This is a genomic window from Candidatus Pantoea symbiotica (genome assembly GCF_056491525.1).
Genome location: NZ_JBSZHR010000002.1, coordinates 464,522 through 483,324 on the forward strand (window position 1 = coordinate 464,522; position 18,803 = coordinate 483,324).

Below are 18,803 nucleotides of genomic sequence, written 5' to 3' on the forward strand. Positions count from 1 at the left end.
CAGAGAATGAATTGCATTGAGTATAACATGGATGTTTATACAGTGTCCCGGCGGGCGAAATTGTCACCACTTTGTCAACATCGTTCTACAATTCTTGCCTTGACGCTGGCTCCCGTGCTCTGGACAATCCAGCCTCTATATTCCGCAGAGGATATTTATGGAAGCCTGGATTCAACACCTGTTTTCGCAATCGCTGGAGTACGCGCTGATCGCCGTTGCGCTGGTGACTTTCCTTGAGTCGCTGGCCTTCGTGGGATTGCTGTTGCCGGGCACGGTATTAATGGCCAGCCTTGGGGCGCTGGTTGGAAGTGGACAAATTGGTCTTTACCCGGCGTGGGCGGCAGGTTTTGCTGGCTGCCTGATCGGGGATTGGGTTTCGTATGGCATCGGCTGGAAGTTTCAGGGGCCGCTGCATCGTTGGAAATACATCCAAAAATACAAGGGTTTGCTGGATAAAACCGAACATGCATTGCACCAGCACAGCATGCTCACCATTTTGGTAGGGCGTTTTGTTGGGCCGACGCGTCCGCTGATTCCGCTGGCGGCCGGCATGCTGGAGCTGCCGGTGCGCAAGTTTCTGCCGCCTAACCTGATTGGTTGTATTCTCTGGCCACCCGCTTATTTGATGCCGGGCATTCTGGCGGGCGTGGCGATTGACGTGCCGCAGGCCGCGCAGGGCGGCAGCTTTAAGTGGTTGCTGTTGCTGGTGGCGCTGCTGCTGTGGATCGGTGGCTGGCTGCTGTGGCGCTGGTGGCGCAGCGGAAAAACCGTCGATTGGGCAACGAAATATCTGCCGACTGCGCGCCTGCGCTGGCTGGCTCCGCTGATGGCGGCAATTGGTTTGGGCGCGTTTATCGCTATCCAGTTCCATCCAATGATGCCGATCTTCCGCCACCTGCTGTGGAAAGTCTTCTTCGCTTAACGCGATGTCACGCCAAGGATGGCGGCCGCCTCACTTTCACCACGCACCAAACTCTCAGTGCTGCCATCCCAATAGATGCGCCCATCGACGATCACCAAACTGCGCGGCGCAATTTGCTGAGCATCTTCCAGACTGTGCGACACCATCAATAAGGTGATGTTGCGGCTTTCGCATACCGAACGAACCAGTTGCAGCATCTCGTTGCGCAGCGCCGGATCCAGCGCTGAGAAAGGCTCATCCAGCAGCAAAATCGGCTGATTGCGCAGCAGGCAACGCGCCAATGCCACGCGCTGACGCTGGCCACCGGAAAGTTCGCCAGGCAAACGCGCGAGCATTGTCTGCAGGCCAGTTTGCTCGGCGATAGCCACGACTTGCTGCTGCTGTTCACGCGTCAGTTTCAGGCCCGGATGTAGCCCCAGCGCCATGTTTTGCTGCACCGTCAGATGCGGAAAAAGGTTGTTCTCCTGGAACAGCATGGAAACCGGACGCGCCGACGGCACGCTGTGAGTATGATCGACGTCGTTCATCACCAGCGCGCCTTGATTGATCGGCAAAAAACCGCCAATTAGACTCAGCAAGGTACTTTTCCCCGCGCCGCTCGGACCGAGGATCGCCAGACGTTCACCGGCCTGCGCCGCAAAACTGAAGCGCATCGGCAGATGCTGATAAAGGTAAGTGAGGTTATTCAGTGTCAGCACGGCGACCCGGTAATTTTTCCATCAGAGTAAAGAGTAGCAAGCAGAGCAGCAGCAGCAGTAGCGCAGTGACGGCGCCGTCCGCACCGCGATAGGCGCCAATCTGCTGGAACAGATAGAAGGGCAGCGTGCGGAAATCGGCGCTGCCAAACAGCGCGACCACGCCGAAATCGCCAATCGACAGCACGCAGGCAAACGCCAGCGCCTGAGCAATTGGACGTTTCAGCGCGCGCAGCTCAATCAGCCGCAAACGGTTGAAGCCGGAGATGCCGAGTGAAGCGCAGAGCTGGCTGTAACGGGCGCTGATATCGCGCATCGGATTCTCCAGCACTTTCATGGCGTAAGGGATGGCGATCAGGGCATTAGTAAAGATCACTAAACCATCGGCGCGCTGCGGCAGACCGACGGTGGCGTTGAACAGCAGGAAGAAACCGCTCGCCAGCACAATGCCCGGCATCGCCAGAATCAGCATGCCGCTCATCTCCATCGCCTGCGCGGCGACCACGTTGTGGCGCTGTCGCAGTTCGCGGCTGCTCCACAGCAGCATCATGGTCAGCACCACGCAGAGCACGCCGGCTCCCACGGCGATGCGTAGCGAGGTAAAGGTGGCTTGCCACAGCGCCGCTTGTTGCAGTGCACCGGCGACGCCGCCGCGCAAACCATCGACGATTACCGCCGCCAGTGGCGGTAACAGCAGCAGCAGCGCCAGGCCAATCAATACAGTATCGCTGATGCGCGCCTGCCATGAATCCTGCGGATCGCGCCAGCCGCGAATGTTCTGGCTGCCGGTGGGAATGGCTTTGCTAAAGCGCTGGCTCAGCAACACCAGCAGCAAACAGCAACCGAGCTGTAACAGCGCCAGCAGCGCCGCGCGGCCCGGATCGTAGTCGAAATTCAGCGCCTGATAGATCGCCAGTTCCAGCGTGGTGGCCTGCGGTCCGCCGCCCAGCGCCAGCACCGTGGCGAAGCTGGCGAAGCAGAGCATAAAGATCAGCGCCGCCGTCGGCAGAATCTGACGGCGTAGCCACGGCCATTCCAGCCAGCGAAACAGATTCCAGCCACGCAGGCCAAGCTGGGCGGCGACTTGCCGCTGCTCGCCGGGAATGCTCTCCAGCGCCTGTAACAGCAGGCGCGTCGCCAGCGGCAGGTTAAAGAAGACGTGCGCCAGCAGAATGCCCTGCAGGCCATACGGTGAAAAGTGGTAGTCAAAGCCAATGGCCGCGCACAGTTGCGCCAGCCAGCCGCTGCGACCGTAGACGCTGAGCAAGCCAAACACCGCCACCAGCACCGGCAGCACCAGCGTCATGGCGCACAGGCGCAGCAACAGATTGCGTCCCGGAAAACGGCGGCGATAGAGCGCGCGGGCCAGCAAGATTGCGGGCAGCACCGACAGCAGCGCCGACAGCAGCGCCTGCTCAAACGAGAACAGCAGCACATGATGCAGATAACTGTCGTCGAGCAGCGCACGCCAGTCGGTGGCCGGCGCAACCATCACCAATGCGCCAAACGCCAGCAGCGCCACCGCGCACAGCAACAGCGCGATGGCGCTACCGGGAATTAACCAGCCGGGCATTAACGGCTAACGGCGCTTTGCCATGCGCTGATCCACGCAGCACGATGGTCGGCCACTTCGGCTGGCGTGAATTGCAACGCCTTGGCGGGCACCTGCAGAGATTGATAACCGGCTGGCAGATCGCTTTTGATCACTGGATACATCCAGTTGCCGGTCGGAATGGTCTGCTGGAAGGCCGGAGAAACCATAAACTGCATGAACTGCTGCGCCAGCTTGGGCTGTTTGCTGCTGGCGAACTGTGCGGCAACTTCCACCTGCAAATAGTGGCCTTCGCTGAATTCGGCCGCAGCATAGTTCTCTTTCTTCTCTTCGATAATGTGATAAGCCGGAGAGGTGGTGTAGCTCAACACCAGATCGCCTTCGCCCTTCAGGAACAGGCCGTAAGCTTCGCTCCAGCCTTTGGTGACGGTAACGGTTTTTTGTGCCAGCTTCTGCCACGCGTCAGGCGCGTTATCGCCATAAACTTTTTGCATCCACAGCAGCAGGCCAAGGCCCGGCGTGCTGGTGCGCGGATCTTCATAAATCACGCGCCATTTTTCCGGGCTTTCGACCAGTTCCTTCAGGCTTTTCGGCGGATTCTTCATTTTGTTTTTATCGTAGACGAAGGCGAAGTAGCCATAATCGAACGGAATGAAGGTGTCGCTGTGCCAGCCATCTGGCAACGTTAATGCTTTGGTATCAACGCTGCTTTTGGCAAATAGCCCGGTTTTCTCCGCTGCCTGCACCAGATTGTTATCTAGTCCCAGCACCACATCGGCTTTGCTGTTTTTGCCTTCCATGCGCACACGATTAAGCAGTGATACGCCATCTTCCAGCGCTACGTAATTCAGTTCGCAGTCGCACTGCGCCTCAAAGGCTTTTTTTACCGCCGGGCCGGGGCCCCAATCGGCAGAGAACGAATCGTAGGTGTAAACGGTGAGAACCGGTTTGGCAGCGAAAGCCGGTGCCGCAACCAGCAGCAACACAGGCAGAACTTTGTTTAACACTTTGCGCTCCTTGAGGAGAAGATAAGTTGAGTCGCAAAGGATCTGAGGAGTGAGACATCTCAAATCCCTACGCCGGTATTAGCCGGATCAGGTTCGACGGGTTTCTCTCAGCCCTGATAGCAAGGCACCCCGTTGAGAACGGCTCATTCTAGTCATTTATGTGACAGCGCGAAAGGATCACTGGCTGGAAGTCTTAACGTATCCGAGTTGCGCACCTGGTCACCATAAATGGCGACCCTACAGATTTTGCTGCGTATCACAGCTCCGGAGGCGCAAACCAGGCTGATTTGAAGTCAAACCAGCCGAGCGTATTGAGGCGCACGCCGCGCATACTGCGCTGTCCTTCCAGCAGCAGCCAGTGATGGAACAGCGGATGCAGATAGTCGCTGTCGATCAGCTGTTTACTCCAATCCGCCAAGGGTAAATCCTTTTGCCGCCAGCGCGCGGCATCGGCTTGCCAGTCAATGGGGATGCAGTGATGCATCAACGGCAGCTCAAACAGTTGGGCGAACAGCGCGTACTCGAGCGGCAAGGTAAAGTTGACGCTGCCGAGCCAGATGTCACTTTCACCTTCGCCCTCGAACCACTCTTCGTAGCTCACAACGCGGGTGATTAGCTCAACACCTTGCTGCGCCAGCAGCGGTCGCAGCGCGTTGGCGATACCTTCATGCTCAACGTGATGGCTGTACCAGCTCAGCGTCAGTTGGGTTAAACCTGCTGGCTTGTCGGCGGGCGTGAGATCGCGGCGATGGTGCCAGCGTGGCAGCAAGCCATAAGCGGGGAACCAGTAACGCTGATAGCCGACGCCAGCATGATTCAATAAGGCGATTGGATTAAACAGATAACTCACCCAGCGGCGGAAATGCGCATCGCGGCCCAATGCGGAGCGCTGATCGTAAAGCAGAAAGTAGCAGCCTTCTTCCAGACGGCTCTCTTCCGATTTTTCATCGGCGGTTTCGCCTTGCAGTTTGACTCCGGCGTACACCAGTTCATCGCTGATCTCCGGCAGCACCCAAATTGACACATCGTCAATCAGCGCGCGATAGCCAAAGTAATCATCGAAAGCGGCGATCTTCAGCTGCGTTTGCTGATTGCGCACCACGCTGTACGGGCCGGTGCCAATCGGCTGGCGGGCAAACTGACGCAGCGTTGGCCATTCGCGCGGCAGGATCATCGCGCTGACGCTGGCCAGCAGCCATGGCAACCAATCGTCCGGCTGGCTCAGATGGATATCCAGCGTCCAGGGCGCGGGCGAATCCAGTTTACTGATGTGAGAAAACAGCGGCTGGCTGCGCACGCGTTCCAGCGAAGCAATCACATCCTCCATTTCCAGCTCACGACCATGATGAAAACGGATCGCCGGGCGCAGGAAGAAGCGCCACTGCAGCGGCGAGGTTTGCTGCCAGTGATGGGCGATATCGGGTTCGATTTCCCCCTTTTCCTCATTTATGCGCATCAGGCCGTTGAAAATTTGTCGCGCCAGATGGGTTTCCGAGCGGCGCAGCGGCGAACCGGGCAGCAGATTGGGCAGCGGACGGTAATAGAGTACGCGCAGAATGTGTTTGCCCTGGCGGAAGCTGCGACCTAAATGCGCCGCGATCATTTGGCGCACCTGATTTTTATCACCCACCAGCTGCACTAACTGTTCGATGCGATCCTGCTCCAATAGATCCTCAGCACGCTGCTGCTGGAGCGCCAGGCCGGTATAGCAGAAACTCAGCATCGAGCGCTTGCCGCGTCCCGCTTCCGCCTGCCAAATCAGCCAGCCTTCACTCTGCATGGCGTTAAGCAGGTTACGCATATGCCGGCGCGAGCAGTGCAGCAGATCCGCCAGCTCGTTGAGCGTGGTTTCCTGATCCTGCCCCTGACAGCTTTGCCATAAGCGGATGAATTGCTGCTGCAAACGTGATGAGGACATAAAAGGGGAACTCCTTGTCAGAATCGCTCAGTTTTTCCTGCCTCATATTAGAGGCATACTGCACGGTAATGGAAGAGCGGGAGGCATTCAGCAACGAATGGCGCTCTGCCAGCGGTTCCGCCGACGTGGAACCTCTTTCTGAGTAGGGTGCATTTTCACCGCCAGCAGCGCTTTATCTGCTGGCTTTTTTCGTTTTGCTGTAGAATCTTCTACCCTCATTTCTCTACCTTTTTTTATCCGCAAAGGGATTTCTGCATGAAATCGCTGTTAACGCGTCAACGTCGCATCAATCCGGTCTATCTCTCATTTATGGCAGTGTCGTTTATGACCGGCGTGGCCGGTGCGCTGCAGGCGCCGACGCTGAGCCTGTTTCTGACGCGTGAAGTGCAGGTGAGTCCATTCTGGGTCGGCTTATTCTTTACCATCAATGCGATCGCCGGGATTGTGATTAGCCTGCTGATGGCGAAACGCTCCGATAACCAGGGCGATCGCCGCAACCTGATTCTGTTTTGCTGCCTGATGGCGACGCTGAATGCGCTGCTGTTTGCCTTCAATCGCCACTATTTAACGCTGGTGACGCTGGGCGTGTTTTTGTCGGCGCTGGCCAGCGTGTCGATTCCGCAGGTGTTCGCCCTCGCGCGGGAATATGCCGATCAATCAGCGCGCGAAGTGGTGATGTTCAGCTCGGTGATGCGTGCGCAGCTGTCGCTGGCGTGGGTGATTGGGCCGCCGCTGTCGTTTGCGCTGGCGCTCAACTACGGCTTTGTGACGCTGTTTTGCGTGGCGGCGGGGATTTTCCTGCTGAGCATGCTGCTGATCTGGCGTACCTTGCCGTCGGTGCCGCGCGTGGTGGCATCGCCTGAAGAGGTGCTGACGCAGCTGAGCCCGTGGAAAGACAGCCAGGTGCGGTTGCTGTTTATCGCCTCCGTCACCATGTGGGCGTGCAACACCATGTATATCATTGATATGCCGCTGTATATCAGCTCTACGCTTGGCCTACCGGAGAAGCTGGCGGGATTGCTGATGGGCACTGCCGCCGGGCTGGAGATTCCAATCATGCTACTGGCCGGGCATTACGCGCGGCGCACCGGCAAACGCAAACTGATGCTGCTGGCGCTGGCGGCGGCGATTGTGTTTTATCTCGGATTGGTGATGTTCCAGTCGCGTACTGCATTGATGGTGCTGCAACTATTCAACGCTGCCTTTATCGGCATCATCGCCGGGATTGGCATGTTGTGGTTCCAGGATTTAATGCCGGGCCGCGCGGGTGCGGCGACGACATTGTTCACCACCTCGATTTCCACCGGCATGATTATCGCCGGCATCATTCAGGGCACCATGAGCGAGCGCTTTGGTCATGAATCGGTTTACTGGCTGGCATTGGGGCTGGCGGTGCTGGCGTTGGGATTGGCGTCACGCGTGCGGGATGTATAAAGGAGAAGGGCGACATCACATCGCCCTTGTTGCCTTAGCGTAAGAACGCGGGCTGGTTGGTTTCGTAGCTGGAAATTGACGCTTCGTGTTGCAGCGTCAGGCCAATGCTGTCGAGGCCGTTGATCATACAGTGACGGCGGAAGCTGTCGATTTCAAAGCTATACGTTTTATCGCCTGCAGCAACAGTTTGCGCTTCCAGATCCACAGTGAAGCTAACGCCCGGCTGCGCGGCAACCAGTTTGAACATCTCATCCACTTCTTCATCGCTCAACTTCACCGGCAGCAACTGGTTGTTGAAGCTGTTGCCATAGAAGATGTCGGCGAAGCTTGGCGCGATCACCACATGGAAACCGAAATCGGTCAGCGCCCACGGCGCGTGCTCACGCGATGAGCCGCAGCCAAAGTTCTCACGCGCCAGCAAAATGCTGGTGCCTTTGAACTCGGGTTTGTTCAGCACGAAGCTGGCGGTTGGCACGGTGCCCGCATCATCTTCAAAACGCCAGTCGTGGAACAGGTGCGCGCCAAAACCGGTGCGCGTCACTTTCTGCAGGAACTGCTTTGGAATGATGGCATCTGTATCGACGTTGGCCGCATCCAATGGCGCCACAATTCCGCTGTGTTGAGTAAATTTGTTCGCCATGGTTTACGCTCCCTGAGTCAATTCACGAATGTCGGCAAAACGACCGGTCACGGCAGCCGCAGCGGCCATCGCCGGGCTCACCAGGTGCGTACGTCCACCGCGGCCCTGACGGCCTTCAAAGTTACGGTTGCTGGTTGATGCGCAACGTTCGCCCGGATTGAGGCGGTCATTGTTCATTGCCAGACACATAGAGCAACCCGGTAAACGCCATTCAAAACCGGCTTCGAGGAAGATTTTGTCCAGACCTTCGGCTTCGGCCTGTGCTTTCACCGGACCTGAACCCGGCACCACCATCGCTACTACGCCCGGTGCCACTTTGCGACCTTTGGCAATTGCGGCAGCGGCACGCAGATCTTCAATACGTGAGTTGGTGCAGGAACCGATAAACACTTTATCGATCGCCACGTCAGTCAGTTTGATGCCTGGCTGCAGATCCATATACGCCAGCGCTTTCTCAGCAGAAGCGCGCTCAACCGGATCGGCAAAGGATTGTGGATTCGGGATCGCTTGATCTACCGCCATCACCTGGCCTGGATTGGTGCCCCAGGTCACTTGCGGGGCGATATCTTCGGCGTGCAGCGTGACGATACTGTCGAATTTGGCATCGCTGTCGGACTTCAGCGTGCGCCAGTAAGCGACCGCTTGTTCCCACTGCTCGCCCTTCGGCGCGAACTGCTTGTCTTTGAGGTAAGCGAAAGTGGTGTCATCCGGCGCAACCAGGCCCGCTTTGGCACCCATTTCAATCGCCATGTTACACAACGTCATGCGGCCTTCCATGCTCAGCGCTTCAATTGCTGGGCCACAGAATTCGACAACGTGACCGGTACCGCCAGCGCTACCGGTTTTACCGATGATCGCCAAGACGATGTCTTTGGCAGTGATGCCCGGCGCAGCTTCGCCCAGCACTTCAATCTTCATGGTTTTCGCGCGGCCCTGTTTCAGGGTTTGCGTGGCAAACACGTGCTCAACTTCGGAAGTACCGATACCGAATGCCAGTGAACCGAACGCGCCGTGGGTGGCGGTGTGGGAATCGCCGCACACAATGGTCATGCCCGGCAACGTCATGCCTTGCTCTGGCCCAATCACGTGCACGATGCCCTGGAACGGGTGATTCAGGTCATACAGCTGAATGCCGAACTCAGCACAGTTCTTGATCAGCTCTTGCATCTGAATACGTGCCATCTCGCCAGACGCATTGATATCTTTGGTCTGCGTCGAAACGTTATGATCCATGGTGGCAAAGGTTTTCGACGGCTGGCGCACTTTACGGCCGTGCGCGCGCAGGCCATCAAAGGCCTGCGGTGACGTCACTTCATGGATCAAATGGCGATCGATATAGAGTAACGGCGTTTCGTTAGGCGTTTCGTGGACGACATGTGCATCAAATAACTTCTGGTATAAGCTTTTCATTTTATTATTTTTCCTCGGCGATGAAACCGGCAATGATGCTGCCCATCTCATCTGTGCTCACGGCCTTGCCGTCACCGGCCAAATCACGGGTGCGATAACCCGCTTCCAACGCGCGGCTGACAGCGCGTTCAATGCTTGCGGCTGCTTCATCCGCATTCAGGCTGTAACGCAGCAGCAGTGACAGCGACAGAATCTGCGCAATCGGGTTGGCAATGTTCTGACCAGCGATATCCGGTGCGGAACCGCCCGCAGGCTCAAACAGGCCAAAACCTTCTTCGTTCAGGCTGGCAGAAGGCAGCAAGCCCATCGAACCGGTAATCATCGCGCATTCATCTGACAGGATGTCGCCAAACAGGTTAGAACACAGCAGCACGTCAAACTGTGATGGATCTTTAATCAGCTGCATGGTGGCGTTATCGATGTACATGTGGCTCAACTGCACATCCGGATAATCTTTTGCCACTTCGTTGACAATCTCGCGCCACATCACGGAAGTCTGCAACACGTTGGCTTTATCGATTGAGGTAACGATGTTGCGGCGCTTACGCGCTGATTCAAACGCGATACGCGCAATGCGCTCGATTTCGAAACGGTGATAAACCTCAGTATCGAAAGCGCGCTCATGTGGGCCGCTGCCTTCACGGCCTTTCGGCTGACCGAAGTAGATGCCGCCGGTCAGTTCACGCACGCACAGGATGTCGAAACCGCGCTCGGCGATATCGCTGCGCAACGGGCAGAACGCTTCCAGACCCTTATACAGCGCGGCAGGGCGCAAGTTGCTGAACAGCTTGAAGTGCTTACGCAGTGGCAGCAGCGCACCGCGCTCAGGTTGCTGTGCAGGCGGCAGATGTTCCCACTTCGGGCCACCTACCGAGCCAAACAGAATCGCATCCGCTTGCTCTGCGCCGGCAACGGTAGCCGGTGGCAGCGGTTCACCATGACGATCGATGGCGATACCGCCAACATCATATTCGCTGGTGGTGATACGCATGTCGAAACGCGTACGAATTGCGTCGAGAACTTTCATGGCCTGCGCCATCACTTCCGGACCAATTCCGTCGCCTGGCAATACCGCGATATGAGAAGACTTAGACATAGTTACACCGTTTCCTTCTGATCTTTAAATTTACGCTGCAGTTCTTTTTCCACCTGCTTAGCACGCCAAATATTGTTCAACGCGTTCACCATCGCTTTCGCCGATGATTCGACGATATCGGTCGCCAGGCCAACGCCGTGGAATTTACGACCGTTGTAGTTGACCACGATATCGACCTGACCCAGCGCGTTCTCGCCGTGGCCTTTTGCCGTCAACTTGTAGTTGATCAGTTCGGCTTCAAAGCCGGTGATGCGGTTGATCGCCTGATAAACCGCATCAACCGGACCGTTACCGGTTGCGGCGTCCGCTTTGGTCTCTTCACCGCAGCCTAACTGCACGGAGGCCGTCGCGGTCACGCTTGAGCCGGTCTGCACGTTGAATTCGTTCAGCTGGAAATATTCTGGCTCTTCGTTCTGCTTGTTGATGAAGGCCAACGCTTCCAGATCGTAATCGAAGACCTGACCTTTCTTGTCGGCCAGCTTCAGGAAGGCGTCGTACAAGGTGTCGAGGTTGTAATCAGACTCTTTGTAGCCCATCTCTTCCATGCGGTGTTTCACCGCGGCGCGGCCAGAACGGGAAGTCAGGTTCAGCTGGATTTTGTGCAAGCCGATAGATTCCGGCGTCAGGATTTCATAGTTTTCGCGGTTCTTCAGCACGCCATCCTGGTGAATACCGGAAGAGTGGGCGAAGGCGTTAGAACCGACCACAGCTTTGTTGGCTGGAATCGGCATGTTGCAGATTTGGCTAACGGTTTGGCTGGTGCGGTAGATTTCCTGATGATTGATATTGGTGTGGACGTTCATGATCTGCTGGCGGGTTTTGATCGCCATGATCACTTCTTCCAGCGCACAGTTACCGGCGCGCTCACCTAAACCGTTTAATGTACCTTCAACCTGACGCGCACCGGCCAATACTGCGGCGATGGCGTTGCCGGTCGCCATACCCAAATCGTCATGGGTATGAACGGACAAGATGGCTTTATCGATGTTGGGAACACGTGCCACCAATTGGCCAATGATATTGGCGTATTCGCCTGGCAAGGTGTAGCCAACGGTGTCCGGGATGTTAATGGTGGTTGCACCGGCATTGATCGCGGCTTCAACCATGCGGCACAAATCGTCGATTGGCGTACGACCGCCATCTTCACAGGAGAACTCAACATCGTCGGTGTAGTTGCGAGCGCGTTTGATCATGTGCACCGCGCGTTCAATCACTTCCGGCAGCGTGCTGCGCAATTTGGTGGCGATGTGCATCGGCGAAGTCGCGATGAAGGTGTGAATACGGAACGCTTCAGCCACACGCAGTGATTCGTATGCGGCGTCAATGTCCTTCTCAACGCAGCGTGCCAGTCCGCAGACGCGGCTGTTTTTAATGGTACGAGCGATGGTTTGTACGGATTCAAAATCGCCTGGAGAGGAAACGGGGAAGCCCACTTCCATCACATCCACGCCCATACGTTCCAACGCCAGAGCGATTTGCAGTTTTTCTTTAACACTCAGGCTGGCCTGTAAAGCCTGTTCGCCATCACGCAGAGTGGTATCGAAAATAATAACTTGCTGGCTCATCGTAATCTTCCTTATGCATTAACGTTGCCGGTGCTACGAGCATAAAAAAACCCGCGCATTGGCGCGGGTTTCTTAAACTTCAGCAGGTTCGAATCAGTTATTGATTCCGCCCACGAGTCTACCGCGCAAACTGGATGCGTTTAGTAGTAGACCGAGTAGGCGGAAAGAATGAAACATGATTCAAACCTCGTAAATTTTTGGATGCACATATTGGTACTGGAATTGACGTGTGAAGTCAACCTTAAGTGCAAGGGTATTTCTGTGAGGTAAGAAGGGAGATGTGCTGTGATTTTTCAGCTGCGCAGAGCAATGGCATTAATTAGTAACAGGATAGGTGAGTCCCTCCATTTAAAAAATCGTTTAGAAAATAGAATTTATTTTAACTGATTGATAATTATTGCCTTATGTCAACAATGCACATTGCTGGTAAAACAAGATTAGGCTTGTTGTTAAGAACAATATGATGTGAACAGGCCGTTTTATAGCTAATCACGCCAGAAAGTAATTATCACAAAAGATTGTGGACTGAGTGGTCAGGCAATATGAAAATCATATTTCTTAGAACACGCTGCAAATAATCTCTAAACCAGCATTTTCCTCTGTGGTTATGACAAAGCATTAGTTTAATCCTCGCAGGCAATAATCACGCATCAGTGCCTTTATTGCCGGATTGGGCGCGACGTGGCGTCCTGGCGTTTGCAGGTCGGGTTGTCTGCGGTTATGGTAATCGACCTACTCTTAAAAGAATTAACTCAAGTAGATTCCCTGTACCTGGAAGGCGGACAGAACGCCGCCTTCTGAGCATAAACATAAGGTTTTGATCTTAATTGGCGATCGGGGGCCGGATATCAGTGGCGTGCGGGAAACGCGAACGTCAGTGGATTCAGTCCCTCAAGCCTGGAGGCAGAAAATGGAGATGTTGTCAGGAGCCGAAATGGTCGTCCGTTCGTTAATCGATCAGGGCGTTAAGCAGGTATTCGGTTATCCGGGCGGAGCGGTGCTCGATATTTACGATGCGCTGCAAACGGTCGGTGGTATTGACCACGTATTGGTCCGTCATGAACAAGGCGCGGTACACATGGCCGATGGCCTTGCGCGTGCGACCGGTGAAGTGGGCGTGGTGCTAGTGACTTCCGGTCCGGGCGCCACCAACGCGATTACCGGTATTGCAACCGCCTATATGGATTCGATCCCGATGGTGATTCTGTCGGGTCAGGTGCCTTCGTCACTGATTGGTTACGATGCGTTCCAGGAGTGCGACATGGTCGGCATCTCCCGTCCGGTGGTGAAGCACAGCTTCCTGGTGAAAAACGCCGAAGAGATCCCAACCGTGCTGAAAAAGGCCTTCTGGCTGGCAGCCAGCGGTCGTCCGGGGCCGGTGGTTATCGATCTGCCAAAAGATATCCTGAACCCAGCCAACAAACTGCCGTACGTCTGGCCGGAAACGGTGAGCATGCGCTCTTACAATCCGACCATTCAGGGCCATAAAGGACAGATCAAGCGCGCGCTGCAAACGTTACTGGCAGCACACAAGCCGGTGATTTACGCCGGCGGCGGGGCGATTATGTCGGGCTGCGAAGCAGAATTGTTGCAGCTGGCTGAGCAACTGAATATTCCGGTGACAACCTCGCTGATGGGCCTGGGCGTGTTCCCTGGCACCCATCGCCAGTGCATTGGCATGCTGGGTATGCACGGCACTTACGAAGCCAACATGACCATGCACAACGCCGATCTGATTTTCGGTATTGGCGTGCGTTTTGACGACCGCACCACCAACAATCTGGCGAAGTACTGCCCGAACGCCACCATTATGCATATCGATGTCGATCCAACGTCGATCTCCAAAACCGTCAGCGCGGACATTCCGATTGTCGGCGATGCGAAGCAGACGCTGGCGCAGATGTTAGAGCTGCTGGCGCAAAGCGATGCGAAGCAGGAACTCGATAGCCTGCGCGACTGGTGGCAGACCATTGAAGGCTGGCGTGGCCGCAAGTGTCTGGAATTCGATCGCACCAGTGACAAAATCAAGCCGCAGGCTGTCATCGAAACCATCTGTCGTTTGACCAAAGGCGAAGCTTACGTCACCTCTGACGTCGGTCAGCATCAGATGTTTGCCGCACTTTATTACCAGTTCGACAAGCCGCGTCGCTGGATCAACTCCGGTGGCTTGGGCACCATGGGCTTCGGCTTGCCTGCTGCGCTGGGCGTGAAGATGGCGCTGCCGGATGAAACGGTTATCTGCGTGACCGGCGATGGCAGTATCCAGATGAACATTCAGGAACTGTCGACCGCGCTGCAGTACGATTTGCCAGTGCTGGTATTGAACCTCAACAACGGCTTCCTCGGCATGGTTAAGCAGTGGCAGGACATGATTTACTCTGGTCGCCACTCGCAGTCTTACATGCAATCACTGCCTGACTTCGTGCGTCTGGCCGAAGCTTATGGTCATGTGGGCATTTCCATTGCGCATCCTGCGGAGCTGGAAGAGAAGCTGCAGCTGGCACTGGATACGCTGGCGAAAGGCCGTCTGGTGTTTGTGGATGTGAATATTGACGGCAGCGAGCACGTTTACCCGATGCAAATTCGTGGTGGTTCTATGGATGAGATGTGGTTGAGCAAAACGGAGAGGACTTAATTATGCGTCGTATTTTATCAGTTCTGCTGGAAAACGAATCCGGCGCATTGTCCCGAGTAGTGGGACTGTTCTCTCAACGTGGTTACAACATCGAAAGCCTTACTGTCGCGCCAACCGATGATCCGACCTTATCACGCATGACGATTCAAACGGTTGGTGACGCGAAAGTGCTGGAGCAGATCGAGAAGCAGCTGCACAAGCTGGTGGACGTGTTACGTGTCAGCGAGCTGGGGCAGGGCGCTTACGTTGAGCGTGAAATCATGCTGGTGAAAATCCAGGCCAGCGGTTACGGCCGTGAAGAAGTGAAGCGCAGCGCGGAAATTTTCCGTGGTCAGATTATCGATGTCACGCCAACGCTTTACACGGTTCAGCTGGCAGGCACCAGCGATAAACTCGACGCGTTTCTTAACACCGTTCGCGACGTAGCAGAAATTGTTGAAGTGGCTCGTTCAGGAATCGTGGGTGTATCGCGCGGCGATCGCGTAATGCGTTAATCACCTTAAGTAACGATTTCATCTGATTCTAACCCGGCGAAATGCCGGGTTTTTTTATTTTATGCGCTTATCCAGGATGCGAGAGAAAAGCGGTTGCTCGGCGTAGTGTTCTGCGGTTAGATGTTACAAATGTTTTACCCATAGCTACTCTGCGGATATTTTCGCCAGCGCTGGCTTATCAGAATTAAGGTGTCACCGTGAAACTGGATGAAATTGCGCGCCTGGCAGGCGTGTCGCGCACCACGGCCAGCTATGTAATCAATGGCAAAGCGCGGCAGTATCGTGTCAGCGAAAAAACCGTCGAGAAAGTGATGGCGGTGGTGCGTGAACACAACTATCACCCGAATGCCGTCGCGGCTGGGCTGCGTGCCGGACGCACGCGTTCAATTGGTCTGGTGATCCCTGATTTGGAAAACACCAGTTACACGCGCATTGCCAACTATCTGGAACGTCAGGCGCGTCAGCGCGGTTATCAGCTTTTGATTGCCTGCTCGGAAGATCAGCCGGACAACGAAATGCGCTGCATCGAGCATCTGTTACAGCGTCAGGTTGATGCCATCATAGTTTCAACTTCTCTGCCGCCAGAGCATCCGTTCTATCAGCGTTGGATCAACGATCCTTTACCGATTATCGCGCTGGACCGCGCGCTGGATCGTGAACACTTTACCAGCGTAGTCGGTGCCGATCAGGATGATGCGCAGGCGCTGGCGGCTGAATTGCGTCAGCTACCGGTGAAAAACGTGCTGTTCCTTGGGGCGCTGCCGGAATTGTCGGTGAGTTTCCTGCGTGAACTCGGCTTCCGCGATGCGTGGAAAGACGACGAACGGCCCATTGATTACATCTATTGCAACAGCTTCGATCGTGCCGCCGCTGCCACGCTGTTTGAGAAGTACCTCGAAGATCATCCGATGCCAGAAGCGCTGTTCACCACGTCGTTTGGGCTGCTGCAGGGCGTAATGGACGTTACGTTGAAGCGTGATGGCCGCCTGCCAACCGATCTGGCAATTGCCACCTTTGGCGACCACGAATTGCTGGATTTCCTCGAATGTCCGGTACTGGCGGTGGGGCAGCGTCATCGCGACGTGGCTGAGCGCGTGCTGGAACTGGTTTTGGCCTCGCTGGATGAACCGCGTAAACCGAAACCGGGTTTAACCCGCATTCGTCGTAATTTATTCCGCCGCGGACAATTAAGCCGCCGCGCTAAATGAAATGTTGGGCAGTTCGCTGCCCAGCGTTAATTTAACCTGCAGATATTTCCTGCGAACCTTCCGGCGTAAATAAGCGTAAATAATCGCCAATCCAGCTAACAATTTAACCTTGCTGACTTTTCTTAATTGTTTACATCTCCAGCAGCGAGGCGTAGCAGAGCTGGCGCGATGATGCTGGGCTTCCTTTCAGAAATCCCCTAAAATGCCGCCGTCGTCGCAGATTGCAGGGCAAATATAATTCCGCGTAAAAGCGCTTTATTTTTCGCCATTTTACAATGTGCGAAAATTTTTATTCAATTATTCATCAGGTTAATTTTTTATTTTGCGAATCCATGTCGATTAATTCCCTCACTGATTAATTTCACCCGATGTAAATAGTGATATTCACTTGCCGTTGCGGCTTGACAAGGATTTCATCGGCTCCGTAAACTCGTTTCGTGGTAAAAAGTGGGATAAAGTGGTGAAAACGGGTGATTGAGGGGTAAGGCTGGCATGTTCCGTGGAGCAACGTTAGTCAATCTCGACAGCAAAGGACGATTAGCAGTACCAACGCGCTATCGTGAATTGCTTGTCGCAGAGTCTCAGGGGCAAATGGTATGCACCATTGACCTCCACCAGCCATGCCTGCTGCTTTATACCCTGCCCGAATGGGAAATAATTGAGAAAAAGCTGTCTCGCTTATCCAGCATGAATCCAGCCGAGCGTCGCGTACAGCGACTGCTGTTAGGACATGCCAGTGAATGCCAGATGGATAATGCGGGTCGTTTGTTGTTGGCGAACACGTTACGCCAACACGCCGGCCTGACCAAAGAAGTGATGCTGGTTGGACAGTTCAACAAGTTTGAGCTGTGGGATGAACAGACCTGGTATCAACAAGTTAAGGATGATATTGACACAGAACAGTCGGCTCAGGAGCCTTTATCTGAGCGGTTGCAGGACTTGTCGCTATAGCTATGCAGGAAAATTTCAAACACACCACAGTGCTGCTGGATGAGGCGGTAAACGGCCTCAATATCAGGGAAGACGGCATTTATATCGATGGCACTTTTGGTCGCGGCGGTCACTCGCGCTTAATCCTTTCTCAGCTTGGCGAGAAAGGGCAACTGATAGCGATTGATCGCGATCCGCAAGCGATAGCCGCAGCCGCTGAGATAAACGATCCGCGTTTTTCGATCGTGCACGGACCGTTTTCGGCATTAGCGGAATACGTCGAAGAGCGCGGGCTGACTGGCAAGATCGATGGCGTTCTACTCGATCTGGGCGTCTCTTCACCGCAATTGGATGATGCCGAGCGCGGTTTTTCCTTCATGCGTGATGGGCCGCTGGATATGCGTATGGACCCAACGCGCGGGCAATCAGCCGCTGAATGGCTGATGAGCGCGGAAGAGGCAGATATCGCTTTCGTGATCAAAACCTACGGTGAGGAGCGTTTCGGTAAACGTATTGCGCGTGCCATCGTTGAGCGCAACCGTGAACAGCCGATGACGCGCACTAAAGAGCTGGCAACGGTGATTGCCGCCGCGATGCCCGTCAAAGACAAATTTAAGCATCCGGCAACGCGTACTTTTCAGGCGATTCGTATCTGGATCAACAGTGAGCTGGAAGAGATCGATACCGCGCTGAAAGGGGCATTATCGGTTCTCGCGCCAGGCGGCAGGTTGTCGATCATCAGCTTCCACTCACTGGAAGATCGCTTAGTGAAGCGCTTTATGCGCGATCAGAGCCGCGGTCCGCAGGTGCCAGCAGGCATTCCGATGACCGAGTCGCAGCTCAAAGCTTTAGGCGGACGTGAACTGAAAACGCTGGGCAAGCTGATTCCTGGTGAAGCTGAAGTGAACGAAAACCCACGTGCGCGCAGTTCGGTATTACGTATCGCGGAGCGAACGGCGTCATGATTGGCAACGAGCGCCACAGCTTACCCGGTGTTATCGGTGGAGACCTGCTGCGATTTGGCAAGATCCCGCTGTTGCTGCTCATAGCAGTGCTGGTGTCTTCGGTGATCGTCGTGACCACCACGCACAAGACGCGCCTGTTAACGGCGCAGCGTGAACAGCTGGTGCTGGAGCGTGATGCGCTCGATATCGAATGGCGCAACCTGATTCTTGAAGAGAACGCACTGGGCGATCACAGCCGCGTAGAGCGGATAGCAACCGATAAACTGCAAATGCAGCATGTTGATCCTTCGCAGGAAAATATTGTGGTGCAGAAATAAGGAATCGCAGAACTC

Annotated in this window: 17 protein-coding genes and 1 riboswitch; of the genes, 8 read left to right on the top strand and 9 right to left on the bottom strand. The window is 55.2% G+C overall.

What is annotated here, in order from left to right; genetic code table 11:
* The first annotated feature begins 157 nt into the window (after nucleotides 1–157).
* The gene (locus tag ACXIZX_RS02735; RefSeq protein WP_008108634.1) at nucleotides 158–922 is read left to right on the top strand and encodes a DedA family protein; all 765 of its coding nucleotides are present in this window, start codon (nucleotides 158–160) and stop codon (nucleotides 920–922) included.
* Here ACXIZX_RS02735 and thiQ read toward each other — a convergent pair.
* From thiQ to sgrR, 4 genes are all read right to left on the bottom strand, one after another.
* Nucleotides 919–1,620 (bottom strand): thiamine ABC transporter ATP-binding protein ThiQ, encoded by a 702-nt coding sequence (thiQ, locus tag ACXIZX_RS02740; RefSeq protein WP_061723453.1) that lies wholly within the window; start codon nucleotides 1,618–1,620, stop codon nucleotides 919–921. The genes ACXIZX_RS02735 and thiQ overlap by 4 nt on opposite strands.
* Nucleotides 1,604–3,190, bottom strand: coding sequence for a thiamine/thiamine pyrophosphate ABC transporter permease ThiP (thiP, locus tag ACXIZX_RS02745; RefSeq protein WP_479403551.1), 1,587 nt, complete (start codon nucleotides 3,188–3,190; stop codon nucleotides 1,604–1,606). Before thiP ends, thiQ begins: the two co-directional genes overlap by 17 nt.
* Complete coding sequence (gene thiB / locus ACXIZX_RS02750; RefSeq protein WP_479403552.1) at nucleotides 3,190–4,176, bottom strand: thiamine ABC transporter substrate binding subunit; 987 nt, start codon at nucleotides 4,174–4,176, stop codon at nucleotides 3,190–3,192. The genes thiP and thiB overlap by 1 nt, the downstream gene beginning before the upstream one ends.
* Before the next feature lie 46 nt (nucleotides 4,177–4,222).
* A riboswitch (TPP riboswitch) is annotated at nucleotides 4,223–4,318 on the bottom strand.
* A gap of 114 nt (nucleotides 4,319–4,432) precedes the next feature.
* Entirely contained in the window at nucleotides 4,433–6,094 is a 1,662-nt protein-coding gene (gene sgrR, locus ACXIZX_RS02755; protein ID WP_179451960.1) for an HTH-type transcriptional regulator SgrR, read from the bottom strand.
* A 255-nt stretch (nucleotides 6,095–6,349) separates the two neighbouring features.
* Between sgrR and ACXIZX_RS02760 the strand changes: the two genes are divergently transcribed.
* The gene (locus tag ACXIZX_RS02760) at nucleotides 6,350–7,528 is read left to right on the top strand and encodes an MFS transporter (RefSeq protein ID WP_179451961.1); all 1,179 of its coding nucleotides are present in this window, start codon (nucleotides 6,350–6,352) and stop codon (nucleotides 7,526–7,528) included.
* Nucleotides 7,529–7,562: 34 nt separating this feature from the next.
* Here the strand turns inward: ACXIZX_RS02760 and leuD are convergent, their stop codons facing one another.
* The 5 genes from leuD to leuL form a co-directional block, all read right to left on the bottom strand.
* A complete protein-coding gene (gene leuD / locus ACXIZX_RS02765; RefSeq protein ID WP_479403553.1) occupies nucleotides 7,563–8,168 on the bottom strand; it encodes a 3-isopropylmalate dehydratase small subunit in 606 nt (201 codons plus the stop codon).
* Nucleotides 8,169–8,171: 3 nt separating this feature from the next.
* Nucleotides 8,172–9,578, bottom strand: a complete 1,407-nt coding sequence (gene leuC / locus ACXIZX_RS02770) for a 3-isopropylmalate dehydratase large subunit (protein WP_008108626.1) — start codon at nucleotides 9,576–9,578, stop codon at nucleotides 8,172–8,174.
* A 4-nt stretch (nucleotides 9,579–9,582) separates the two neighbouring features.
* Complete coding sequence (leuB, locus tag ACXIZX_RS02775; RefSeq protein WP_008108624.1) at nucleotides 9,583–10,674, bottom strand: 3-isopropylmalate dehydrogenase; 1,092 nt, start codon at nucleotides 10,672–10,674, stop codon at nucleotides 9,583–9,585.
* 2 nt (nucleotides 10,675–10,676) lie between these two features.
* Nucleotides 10,677–12,239: a 2-isopropylmalate synthase gene (leuA, locus tag ACXIZX_RS02780; protein ID WP_008108623.1), complete on the bottom strand. Its 1,563-nt coding sequence runs from the start codon at nucleotides 12,237–12,239 to the stop codon at nucleotides 10,677–10,679.
* Nucleotides 12,240–12,332: 93 nt separating this feature from the next.
* Entirely contained in the window at nucleotides 12,333–12,416 is an 84-nt protein-coding gene (gene leuL, locus ACXIZX_RS02785) for a leu operon leader peptide (protein ID WP_099686952.1), read from the bottom strand.
* A 733-nt stretch (nucleotides 12,417–13,149) separates the two neighbouring features.
* Between leuL and ilvI the strand changes: the two genes are divergently transcribed.
* From ilvI to ftsL, 6 genes are all read left to right on the top strand, one after another.
* Nucleotides 13,150–14,874 (top strand): acetolactate synthase 3 large subunit, encoded by a 1,725-nt coding sequence (gene ilvI / locus ACXIZX_RS02790; RefSeq protein ID WP_008108621.1) that lies wholly within the window; start codon nucleotides 13,150–13,152, stop codon nucleotides 14,872–14,874.
* A gap of 2 nt (nucleotides 14,875–14,876) precedes the next feature.
* Entirely contained in the window at nucleotides 14,877–15,368 is a 492-nt protein-coding gene (ilvN, locus tag ACXIZX_RS02795; RefSeq protein ID WP_007885011.1) for an acetolactate synthase small subunit, read from the top strand.
* A gap of 197 nt (nucleotides 15,369–15,565) precedes the next feature.
* Nucleotides 15,566–16,576, top strand: coding sequence for a catabolite repressor/activator (gene cra / locus ACXIZX_RS02800; protein ID WP_061718128.1), 1,011 nt, complete (start codon nucleotides 15,566–15,568; stop codon nucleotides 16,574–16,576).
* Nucleotides 16,577–17,068: 492 nt separating this feature from the next.
* The gene (mraZ, locus tag ACXIZX_RS02805) at nucleotides 17,069–17,527 is read left to right on the top strand and encodes a division/cell wall cluster transcriptional repressor MraZ (RefSeq protein ID WP_007885013.1); all 459 of its coding nucleotides are present in this window, start codon (nucleotides 17,069–17,071) and stop codon (nucleotides 17,525–17,527) included.
* 2 nt (nucleotides 17,528–17,529) lie between these two features.
* A complete protein-coding gene (gene rsmH / locus ACXIZX_RS02810; protein WP_008108618.1) occupies nucleotides 17,530–18,471 on the top strand; it encodes a 16S rRNA (cytosine(1402)-N(4))-methyltransferase RsmH in 942 nt (313 codons plus the stop codon).
* A complete protein-coding gene (ftsL, locus tag ACXIZX_RS02815) occupies nucleotides 18,468–18,788 on the top strand; it encodes a cell division protein FtsL (RefSeq protein ID WP_008108617.1) in 321 nt (106 codons plus the stop codon). The genes rsmH and ftsL overlap by 4 nt, the downstream gene beginning before the upstream one ends.
* Nucleotides 18,789–18,803: the final 15 nt, after the last annotated feature.